The 9651-nt window shown below is 70.9% G+C and carries 9 protein-coding genes, 1 tRNA gene and 1 pseudogene; 8 read left to right on the top strand and 3 right to left on the bottom strand.

Features of this window, described 5'->3' with window-relative positions; translation table 11 throughout:
• The 5 genes and pseudogenes from ACFE60_RS15040 to pstB form a co-directional block, all read left to right on the top strand.
• Positions 1-412: pseudogene (locus ACFE60_RS15040) on the top strand (DNA mismatch repair protein MutT); the annotation flags it as partial.
• Positions 413-636: 224 nt separating this feature from the next.
• On the top strand, positions 637-1746 hold the full coding sequence (gene pstS / locus ACFE60_RS15035) for a phosphate ABC transporter substrate-binding protein PstS (protein ID WP_375389674.1): 1110 nt from the start codon (positions 637-639) through the stop codon (positions 1744-1746).
• Between the two features lie 84 nt (positions 1747-1830).
• Positions 1831-2778, top strand: coding sequence for a phosphate ABC transporter permease subunit PstC (gene pstC / locus ACFE60_RS15030; RefSeq protein WP_375389673.1), 948 nt, complete (start codon positions 1831-1833; stop codon positions 2776-2778).
• A gap of 1 nt (position 2779) precedes the next feature.
• Complete coding sequence (pstA, locus tag ACFE60_RS15025) at positions 2780-3859, top strand: phosphate ABC transporter permease PstA (protein ID WP_375389672.1); 1080 nt, start codon at positions 2780-2782, stop codon at positions 3857-3859.
• 58 nt (positions 3860-3917) lie between these two features.
• Positions 3918-4697: a phosphate ABC transporter ATP-binding protein PstB gene (gene pstB, locus ACFE60_RS15020; protein ID WP_375389671.1), complete on the top strand. Its 780-nt coding sequence runs from the start codon at positions 3918-3920 to the stop codon at positions 4695-4697.
• Between the two features lie 70 nt (positions 4698-4767).
• Here the strand turns inward: pstB and ACFE60_RS15015 are convergent, their stop codons facing one another.
• The 3 genes from ACFE60_RS15015 to ACFE60_RS15005 form a co-directional block, all read right to left on the bottom strand.
• Positions 4768-5469, bottom strand: a complete 702-nt coding sequence (locus tag ACFE60_RS15015; protein WP_375389670.1) for an anti-sigma factor — start codon at positions 5467-5469, stop codon at positions 4768-4770.
• Between the two features lie 86 nt (positions 5470-5555).
• Positions 5556-6104: an ECF RNA polymerase sigma factor SigK gene (gene sigK, locus ACFE60_RS15010; RefSeq protein ID WP_375389676.1), complete on the bottom strand. Its 549-nt coding sequence runs from the start codon at positions 6102-6104 to the stop codon at positions 5556-5558.
• 268 nt (positions 6105-6372) lie between these two features.
• Positions 6373-6999, bottom strand: a complete 627-nt coding sequence (locus ACFE60_RS15005) for a DNA-directed RNA polymerase subunit beta (RefSeq protein ID WP_375389669.1) — start codon at positions 6997-6999, stop codon at positions 6373-6375.
• 179 nt (positions 7000-7178) lie between these two features.
• Here ACFE60_RS15005 and ACFE60_RS15000 point away from each other — a divergent pair.
• The 3 genes from ACFE60_RS15000 (at position 7179) to ACFE60_RS14990 (ending at position 9420) form a co-directional block, all read left to right on the top strand.
• Positions 7179-7251 (top strand) — tRNA-Lys (locus tag ACFE60_RS15000).
• A gap of 210 nt (positions 7252-7461) precedes the next feature.
• Entirely contained in the window at positions 7462-8484 is a 1023-nt protein-coding gene (locus tag ACFE60_RS14995) for an NAD(P)-dependent oxidoreductase (protein WP_375389668.1), read from the top strand.
• 39 nt (positions 8485-8523) lie between these two features.
• Positions 8524-9420 (top strand): DUF4432 family protein, encoded by an 897-nt coding sequence (locus ACFE60_RS14990; protein ID WP_375389675.1) that lies wholly within the window; start codon positions 8524-8526, stop codon positions 9418-9420.
• Positions 9421-9651 lie beyond the last annotated feature (231 nt).

Here is a 9651-nt window from a genome sequence, read left to right as displayed (position 1 = left end):
CGCCATCGTGCCTGCGCTCGCGGCCTGGGGCCCCACCCGGATCGTGAGCAGCACCGCCGCCCGCTGCCTGGCCACGGTCGCCCCGCTCGCGAAGGCGTCGGGCATCGAGGTGAAGAAGGCGCCGCAGCTGAGCCAGGACGGCTGGGAGATGAGCTCCCACGACCCGAACGGCGTGCGGGAGGTCGTCGAGCGCCGCATCGCGAAGGGCCGCACCGCCGTGCTCTGCAGCCATGCGCCCGTGCTGCCGGAGATCCTCGAGCAGATCGCGGAGGCGACCGGCAGCCCGAACGGCGGCCGGATGACTCGGGCCGGCATCCTCGGCACGGCCGAGTTCGCGGTGGTGCACCTGTCGGCGAAGGCGCCGCACCGGATCCTCGCGATCGAGACGCACGCAGCCCCCGAGCCCGCGTAGGCACCCGCCGACGGCGCGCGCCCGGCGTCCGTCGCGCAGCGCGATCCCCCTGGTCAGCACGCCCATCACCCGAGGCCGCTTCCGGGTCGGGACGCCTCGTTCACCTCCCGTTCACCATCGCGAGGGCCGCGCGCTACCCGCCCTCTCTACCGTGGCGGCGCTCGCGCGGAAGAGGCAGAACCTCGCGCGGGCCTCCCCGCATCAGAACCCCGAAGGGATTCACCTTGAAGAACCTGCGCGCGGGCCTCGCCATCGGCACGGCCCTCACCGCCATGATCGCGCTCTCGAGCTGCGCGTCCAACGAGGGCGGCGGCTCCGGCGGCTCCGGTAGCACCTCGAGCAGCGGCGCGGCCGCGTCCCTCTCCGGCACGCTGAACGGCGTCGGCTCGTCCGCCCAGTCGAACGCGCAGACCGCGTGGACCAAGGGGTTCCAGACCTCCAACAGCGGCGTGACCATCAACTACGACCCGTCGGGCTCCGGCGCCGGTCGCACCGCGTTCATCGGCGGCGGTGCCGACTTCGCCGGCAGCGACTCAGCGCTCAAGACCGAGGAGCTGAGCAGCACCTTCGCCGCCTGCAAGGACGGCACCAAGGGCATCGACATCCCGGTCTACGTCTCCCCGATCGCCCTGGTCTACAACCTGGACGGCGTGGACACGCTGAACCTCGACGCGCCGACGCTCGCGAAGATCTTCTCCGGCAAGATCACGACCTGGAACGACAAGTCGATCACCGCGCTGAACCCGGACGCGAAGCTGCCGAGCACCAAGATCACGCCGGTCTACCGCTCCGACAGCTCGGGCACGACGACCAACTTCACCGACTACCTGCACACGGCCGCGCCGTCCGACTGGACGAACGACCCGGGCGACGCGTTCCCCTACAAGACCGGTGAGGGCGCGGCCAAGGGCTCGGGCATCGTCGCCGCCGTCACCGCGGGCAAGGGCTCGATCGGCTACGTCGACAACTCGTCGGCCGGCACCCTGTCGACCGCGGGCATCCAGGTCGGCAGCGACTACGTCAAGCCGTCCGCCGAGGTCGCCTCCGCCGCCGCCGAGGCCGCGACGGTCGACACCTCCCGCGAGGCGAACGACACGGTCGTCACGATCAACCGCAAGCCGACCGACGCCAAGCAGTACCCGGTGACGCTCGTCAGCTACCTGATCACGTGCCAGACCTACAAGGACACGACCAAGGGCGGGATCGTGGCCGCGTACGCGAAGTACATCACCAGCGACGCGGGTCAGCAGGAGGCCGCGAGCACCGCCAAGTCGGCTCCGCTGACCGGCAAGATCGCCTCGTCGGCGCAGGCCGCAGCCGCGACCGTCAAGTAGTCCGGCGGTCCACGTCCCGGGCCGACCGGCCCGGGACGTGGACTTCTGCGTAGTCTCCCGTCAGCCCCCGATCACGGAGAACCGATGACCGCATTGACGGCGTCCGCGAGGCTCCGAGCACACCGTCGCCCCGGCGACTCGATCTTCTCCGGCCTGGCCCTCGTCGGCGGGCTGGTGATCCTGGTGGCGCTCGCCGCGGTCGCCGTCTTCCTGATCGCGCAGAGCCTGCCCGCGTTCGGCGCGACGCCGCAGCAGATCACGAGCACCGGCGAGTTCGCCAGCTTCTGGGCGTACGTCGCCCCGCTCGCCTTCGGCACCGTCTGGGCCGCCCTGCTCGCCCTGCTCTTCGCGGTCCCGTTCTCGATCGCGATCGCCCTCTTCACCTCGCACTACGCCCCGCGGCGCATCGCCCGGGCGCTCGGCGCGATCGTCGATCTGCTCGCCGCGATCCCGAGCGTGGTCTACGGCGCCTGGGGCATCTTCGTCTTCGCGCCGTTCGTACAGCCGTTCTACGCGTTCCTGAACGACCTGGTGCCGTGGTTCCCGCTGTTCAGCGGCAACGTGTCCGCCTCCGGCCGCACGATCCTGACCGTCGCCATGGTGCTCGCGGTCATGGTGATCCCGATCGTCACCGCCCTGTCGCGGGAGATCTTCCTGCAGACGCCGCGCCTGAACGAGGAGGCGGCGCTGGCGCTCGGTGCGACGCGCTGGGAGATGATCCAGATGGCGGTGCTGCCCTTCGGCCGCGCCGGCATCGTCTCCGCCGTCATGCTGGGCCTCGGCCGTGCGCTCGGCGAGACGCTCGCGGTCGCGATGGTGCTGTCCCCGAGCGTCGTCGTCTCGTTCTTCCTGCTGCGCACCGAGAACCCCACGACCGTCGCGGCGAACATCGCGCTGCAGTTCCCGGAGTCCTACGGGGTCACGCTGAACGTGCTGATCGCCACCGGCCTGATCCTGTTCGTCATCACGTTCGCGGTGAACGCCGCGTCGCGTGCGATCGTCGGCAGCCGTGCCGGCGGGAAGGGCATCTGAGATGGCCACCGCCACCGTCGCCCCGACCAACCTGCGGGCGGGCCAGCTGCCCCGCTACTCCCCGGTCGGCCTGCTGGCCCTCAGCCTCGTCGTGACCGGCGCGCTGTTCCTGATCTTCCTGCTCGCCGGCATGACGACCGCCTACAACGTGACCGGCGCCATCTTCTTCGGGCTGGTCCTCTGGGTCGTCGTCGTCTACGTCGCCTCCTTCGTGGTGGAGGGCTCCCGCCGCGCGAAGGACCGGCTCGTCACCGCGCTGGTCAGCACCGCGTTCGGCATCGCCCTCCTCCCCCTGATCAGCCTGCTGGTCACCGTCGTGTCCCGCGGGGTCGCCCGCTTCGACGTCGCCTTCTTCAACGAGTCCATGCGCGGCGTCACCGGAGCCGGTGGCGGCGCGATCCACGCCGTCATCGGCACGGTCGAGATCACCCTCGCCGCCGCGGTGATCTCCGTGCCCGTCGGGCTGCTCGCCGCGATCTACCTGGTCGAGTACGGGAAGGGCGCGATCGCGCGCGCCATCACCTTCGTGGTCGACGTGATGACCGGCATCCCCTCCATCGTCGCGGGCCTGTTCGCCTTCGCGCTGTTCGAGCTGATCACCGCCAACGCCGGCTACCGGTCCGGCTTCGGCGGCGCGGTCGCGCTCAGCCTGCTGATCATCCCGATCGTGGTGCGGGCGAGCGAGGAGATGCTGAAGCTCGTGCCGATGGAGCTGCGCGAGGCCTCGTACGCCCTCGGGGTGCCGAAGTGGCTGACGGTCGTGAAGGTGGTCCTGCCCACCGCGCTCGCCGGCATCGTGACCGGGGTCATGCTCGCCGTCGCCCGCGTCATCGGCGAGACGGCCCCGCTGCTCATCGTGTCCGGCTTCACGGACAGCGTGAACTACAACCTGTTCAACGAGCGCATGGCCTCCCTGCCGGTGTTCGTCTACACGCAGCTGACCCAGCCCGGTCCGAACACGGTCGACTTCTTCAACCGGGCATGGGCGGGCGCGCTCACCCTGATCCTGATCGTGCTGCTGCTCAACGTCGTCGCCCGCCTCGTCGCGCGCTTCTTCGCCCCCAAGATGACCTCCCGCTGACGCGGGACTCCCCTCACCGTCCGCTGCCGCGGGACCCCGCACCGCTCGAAAGGCCCTGATGTCCAAGCGCATCGTCGTCAACGACCTGAACGTCTACTACGGCTCGTTCCGCGCCGTGGAGGGGGTCTCCCTCACCATCGAGCCCCGGACCGTGACCGCCTTCATCGGTCCCTCCGGATGCGGGAAGTCGACCTTCCTCCGCACGCTGAACCGCATGCACGAGGTCATCCCCGGTGCCCACGTGGAGGGCGAGGTGCTGATCGACGGCAGCAACCTGTACGGGCCGGGCGTCGACCCGGTGCTGGTCCGCCGCCAGGTCGGCATGGTGTTCCAGCGTCCGAATCCCTTCCCGACGATGTCGATCCGCGACAACGTGCTGGCGGGCGTGAAGCTGAACAACAAGCGGATCTCGAAGTCGGACGGCGACGCGCTGGTCGAGAAGTCGCTGCAGGGCGCGAACCTCTGGAACGAGGTGAAGGACCGCCTGGGCCTGCCGGGCAACGGCCTGTCCGGCGGTCAGCAGCAGCGCCTGTGCATCGCGCGGGCGATCGCGGTGTCGCCCGACGTGCTGCTGATGGACGAGCCCTGCTCCGCCCTGGACCCGATCTCGACCCTCGCGATCGAGGACCTGATCGAGCAGCTGAAGACCGAGTACACGGTCGTGATCGTCACCCACAACATGCAGCAGGCGTCGCGCGTGTCCGACAGGACGGCGTTCTTCAACATCGCGGGCACCGGCAAGCCGGGCAAGCTGATCGAGTACGACGACACGTCGACGATGTTCTCGAAGCCATCGGTGAAGGCGACCGAGGACTACGTCTCGGGCCGCTTCGGCTGATCCGCCTCCGGCACATGCCGAGGGCCCCGAGCGATTGCTCGGGGCCCTCGGCATCTACGGGTGCGGTGCGTCAGGCGCGCAGCTGGACCCGCACGATCGGATCGGTGGTCGGCTGGCTGGAGCCGCCGTCCGGCTCGACGGAGACGGCGAGCGTCTCCCCCGAGTTCGGGGTGCCGGACAGCAGCATGTAGTGGTCGCCGCCCTCCGGCTCGTACAGCCCGGCGCTCGTGATCGTGCCGCCGCGGACGCTCCAGAGCTGCAGGACCTTGCCGCCCGGCGTCTGGACACCGTTCAGCACGACCGCGGTGCGGTGCTCCGACTTCGACCAGTAGACGGTCGCGGTACCGCCGCCGGCGACGACGCCGTCGGCCTTCTGCGTGTCGGCGGCCAGGGTGATGCGCGAGTACTCGGTCTGGGTCTCGAAGAGCGACCGGGTGACGAAGGAGCCGCCGGCGAAGATCGCCACGGCCGCGACCAGCGAGGCGAGCAGGACCAGCGGGCGCCGACGGCGGCGCGCCCGCCGCACCGGCACGTGGTGCTGTCCGGCGGGCATCGCGGCCACGACGACCGGCGCGTACTCCTCCGGTGCCTCGGGCAGCGGCGAGAACGACTCCGTGTCGTCGGGCTGCTCCTGCGGCGTCGTCTCGATCAGGTCGAGCAGCCGGGCGCGGAGGGCCGGCGGCGGCGACACGGGAGGCAGGCCGAGGCCCAGGGTCACGGCGGTGTCGACGAGCCCGACGACCTCGCTGTGGAGGTCCTCCGACTCGGTCATCGCCGCTTAGACGAGCGCGGCCTCCTCGGCCGTGACCGCGTCGAGGGCGTACGCGCCGCTCAGCAGGTGTGCGTCGTCGCGCTTGGTCATGACGTCACCCCCAGTGCGTCTCGTAGGCGGATCATCCCGTCGCGGATCCTGGTCTTGATGGTCCCGACGGGGACGTGCAGCTCGGCGGCGATCTCGGAGTGGCTGAGGCCGCCGAAGTAGGCGAGCTCGACGGCTTGCCGCTGCAGCTCGGTGAGGCCGGCGATCGCGCGCTTGACGCGTTCGCCCTCCATGGTGATCTCGACGTGCTCGGCGACCTGGTCGTACTCGCGGTCGTAGTCCCGGATGCCGATCCTGGTGTCGCGGTCGCGGCTGGCCTGCGAGGCCCGGATGCGATCGACCGCGCGCCGGTGGGCCATGGTCAGCATCCAGGAGATGGCGCTGCCGCGCTCCACCTTGTAGCGCGCCGCGGTCTGCCAGATCTCGAGGTACACCTCCTGGGTGACCTCCTCCGCCTGGGCGGGATCGACCAGGACCCGGCGGATCAGCCCGAAGACCCTGGACGACGTGGCGTCGTACAGCTCCGCGAACGCGCGCCTGTCGCCGGTGGCGACGCGCGCGAGCCGCTGCTCCGGGGTGTCCCGCATGCCGGAGAGCGCGTCACCGACGTCCGGGTTCATGACGACCAGCATGCAGCACCTCCTCGTTCAACGGTGGCGAGGTTCGGCCACCGGTCAGGTGCCCGGTGCTCGGACTGTCGCGGAGGAGGTTCGGAGCCTGCTTCCAGAGGGATTGGTCGGGGCCGGAATCCGTGGTGCCGGACCGCAGGAACGCCTCTCGGCGCGAGGCCGCTCGGAGCGGCTGAAAATGGAGCCCGGGGTTTCTGCGGCCCGGCGGGGCCCCGAAGGACCGCCCCTAGTCTAAAGCGCCGTCGCGCTGGAGGCGGGCTGAGATCGACAGCTCCTCAGCCAGCGAGGAGAGTCGCGCCGCGCGTGTGGTGAGCACGTCGGCCCGCCCCGGCTCGGTCGCGTCGGCGTCGTCGGCGAGATCCAGCGAGCCGTCCGCCGTGACCCGGGCGAAGGCGGCCGCGCGGTCGAGCGCGAGGCCGAGATCGCCCTCGAACACCCCGCGGAGGATCTCGTCGGCGAGCGCCATGATCTCCTCCGGCCCGGCCGGCGAGGGCGCGCCGGCGACGACGGGGTCGATGCTCCGGAGGCGCTCGGCGCCGCGGTTGAACGCGAGGCTGACGAGATCGGGGTCGCGCCGCACCATCTCGCGCAGCAGGTAGAGGCGCCACAGCGCGCCGGGCAGGCTGAGCGCCGCGGCCCGCGACCACAGCTCGGCGACGGCGTCGATGCCCTCCCGCTCGGCGAACGAGACGAGGCGGTCGACCACCTCCGGATCCGGATGCGCCCGCACCCGGCTGACCAGCGCCTGCGCGGTCTCGTGCGCGGAGCGGACCAGCACGGCCGGATCCTCGCCGCCCTTCACGAAGTCGAAGTGCTCGGACGGCATGCGTACGGGGCGATGGAACTCGGCCATCCGACCAGGGTACGAGCGGCGCCTGCGCGCGTCGCGCCTGTCCTGGTGCTGACGGCGCTGGGCCTGCTCGCGCGGTGCCTGCGCCGCGGCGCGGTGGATCCCGCCTTCGCGCGCCTGGGACTTCTGCTCAGGCGCCCGCCCCCCCTGCCGGACCCGTCCATACGGGATACTCGAGGGAGGGGCCTCTAGCTCAGTCGGTAGAGCATCGGACTTTTAATCCGCGGGTCGTGGGTTCGAGCCCCACGGGGCCCACCCGATCGGCGAGTCCGCTGATGCCCCTCGATCGGCCCGGAAGTCTCTCGGGCGCCCCGTGCCGCGCCTCGCGCCATGTGGCGGACCGGTTTCCGACGCTCCTCGGATGCCCTGACCGCCCGGGACGGCGATCATCGCTCATCGGGCCCGATGGCGGCCTCGGCGGCAGGCCTCGAGCTGGTCGCCCGTCTCTCGAGAAAGCGCGTGGTCATGTCGGCATCGAAGCCCACCTTGATCCTGAAACCGGCTCCGCAGTCCAGCGAGCGCATCTTCTCGCCGGTCTCGCGAGCGCGACTCGGCGACCTGTTCGAGGTCATCGACCTCGAGCAGGACGATTCCACCGCCGCGTTCGACGACGCGTTGCCGCACGCGTTCGCGATCGTGGGGCAGCCCGATCTCCCGACCGAGGCGCTCCGGCGGGCCGCGTCTCTCAAGGCACTGATCAACGTCGAAGGGAACTTCTTCCCCAACGTCGACTACCCGACGGCCTTCCGGCAGGGCGTCCGAGTGCTGGGCTGCGGGACCGCCTACGCCCAGGCCGTGGCGGAGTACGCCCTCGGACTCGCGCTCGATCTCGCGCGCGGCATCACACGGGAGGACCGCGCGTTCCGCAGAGGCGAGGAGGGCTGGGACTCGGCGAGCAACATCGACGCGGTCCTGCTGCGCCGAGCGAAGGTCGGGCTGATCGGCTTCGGCAACCTCGGGAAGCACCTGCACCAGCTGCTGCAACCGTTCAACGCGGAGATCCGCGTCTTCGACCCGTGGCTCCCGACCTCGATCCTGCTGGACGCGGGAGTCATCCCGTCGACCCTCGACGACGTCCTGACGGAGAGCCGGTTCGTCTTCGTCCTGGCGACCGTGACCGCCGAGAGCCAGCACCTGCTGAACGCCGCGAAGCTGGACCTCCTGCAGAAGGACGCACGACTGATGGTGATCAGTCGTGCGGCGGTCGTGGACTTCGACGCACTGCTCGAGCGGCTGCGCGCGGGCGCGTTCCTCGCGTCGATCGACGTCTGGCCCGTCGAACCGCTCCCGCCCGACAGCGCCTTCCGGGAGCTCGAGAACCTCGTCATGTCCTCGCACCGCGCCGGCGGGATACCCAGCGCCTTCCTCTCCATCGGCGAGATGGTCTGCGACGACCTCGAGCTCATGCTGCAGGGACTTCCTCCCGCCCGCTTGCAGACTGCGGCACCCGAGCTCGTCGGTCGCTACCGGAGCAGACCGGTCGGCTGAGCGGCCGTGCTCACGCTCGGATCGCCTGCGTTGGAGGTCGTGATCCTCCCGGAACGCGGCTCGACGATCACCTCGATCTCGAGGCCCGGTGGGGCCAACATCCTGTGGAACCCGCCGGACGCCGACCACGGTCCGGCGCCGGACGGGATGCCGGAGCCGGGCGATCGGTCGTCGGCCGAGTTCGAGCGATCGGTGTTCGCGGGCGGCTGGTTCCCGATGTTCCCATCGGTCGGTCCCCCAGGTGGCGATGCGCGCGCCTGGCTGCACGGCGAGGCTCCGTGGTTGCGCTGGCAGGTCGAGGTCGTCACGAAGGACGGCATCGAGCTGCGCGCGAGGACGCCGGCGAGCGGACTGGCGCTGACCCGCTGGATACACGTGTCCGATGAGCGCGTCCTCGTTCGCACCGAGGCGCTGAACGCGAGCGGTCTCCACCGACGCGTGAGCTGGGGGGAGCATCCCTGCTTCTCCCGCACCGCGTTCGCCGGCGGATCGGTGCTCGTGGCTCCCAGCCTCAGCCGCTCAGCGTCCAGCGCCGATCCGGCTCGGACACGCATCCCTCCGTCGACGCGGTTCGCGTGGCCGATCCTGTCGGGGCTGGACGACACCCTGGACTTCTCGGTGATCCCAGCGCGATCCGACGGCCGCGAGGAGCACGTCCTGCTCACCATCCCGTCCGGCCGCGCCGCGCTCAGGGCGCCGGACCTCGCCGTCGAGGTGGAGCTGGAATGGGACGCGGGATCGATGCCGCACGCCCTGCTGTGGCAGCACTTCCGGCCCGACGACGACGGGTGGGACGTCTTCGCCCTCGAGCCGGCCTCGTGCCGAGCGCGCACGCATGCCGAAGCGGACAGAGCGGGCCACCTCGTCGACCTCCCACCTGGCGCCATGGCCCGCTGGGCGATGAGCCTCTCGATCCGCGACGTCGGGTGGGGATGACCGGTGGACCGACAGATGGCGGTGACAGTTCCGCCACTCGGTCGACGTGGGCGTCGAGCCTGCGAATCATACTGACGCGAAGGCGACACCGGCGCCTCGAGAACAACGACGTTGAGGAGGAGTGCGCGCCCCCCGGTCCCGCGGTTCGATCGAACCGCGCGACTCACTGACGCAGCCCGCCCCCATCTCCGCGCCGGCCCCCCCCGCGACGGCGCGCCGTCCCCTCCACGC

It is taken from the genome of uncultured Amnibacterium sp. (assembly GCF_964245895.1).
In the GTDB taxonomy this organism is placed as follows: domain Bacteria; phylum Actinomycetota; class Actinomycetes; order Actinomycetales; family Microbacteriaceae; genus Amnibacterium.
This window is presented reverse-complemented; position numbering and strand designations above follow the sequence as displayed.

Coding starts and splice junctions, on each gene's coding strand:
- pstA (WP_375389672.1), top strand. CDS start 2,780: ATGGCCACCGCCACCGTCGCCCCGACCAACCTGCGGGCGGGCCAGCTG.
- pstC (WP_375389673.1), top strand. CDS start 1,831: ATGACCGCATTGACGGCGTCCGCGAGGCTCCGAGCACACCGTCGCCCC.
- ACFE60_RS14995 (WP_375389668.1), top strand. CDS start 7,462: ATGTCGGCATCGAAGCCCACCTTGATCCTGAAACCGGCTCCGCAGTCC.
- pstB (WP_375389671.1), top strand. CDS start 3,918: ATGTCCAAGCGCATCGTCGTCAACGACCTGAACGTCTACTACGGCTCG.
- sigK (WP_375389676.1), bottom strand. CDS start 6,104: ATGCGGGACACCCCGGAGCAGCGGCTCGCGCGCGTCGCCACCGGCGAC.
- ACFE60_RS15015 (WP_375389670.1), bottom strand. CDS start 5,469: ATGACCGAGTCGGAGGACCTCCACAGCGAGGTCGTCGGGCTCGTCGAC.
- ACFE60_RS15005 (WP_375389669.1), bottom strand. CDS start 6,999: ATGGCCGAGTTCCATCGCCCCGTACGCATGCCGTCCGAGCACTTCGAC.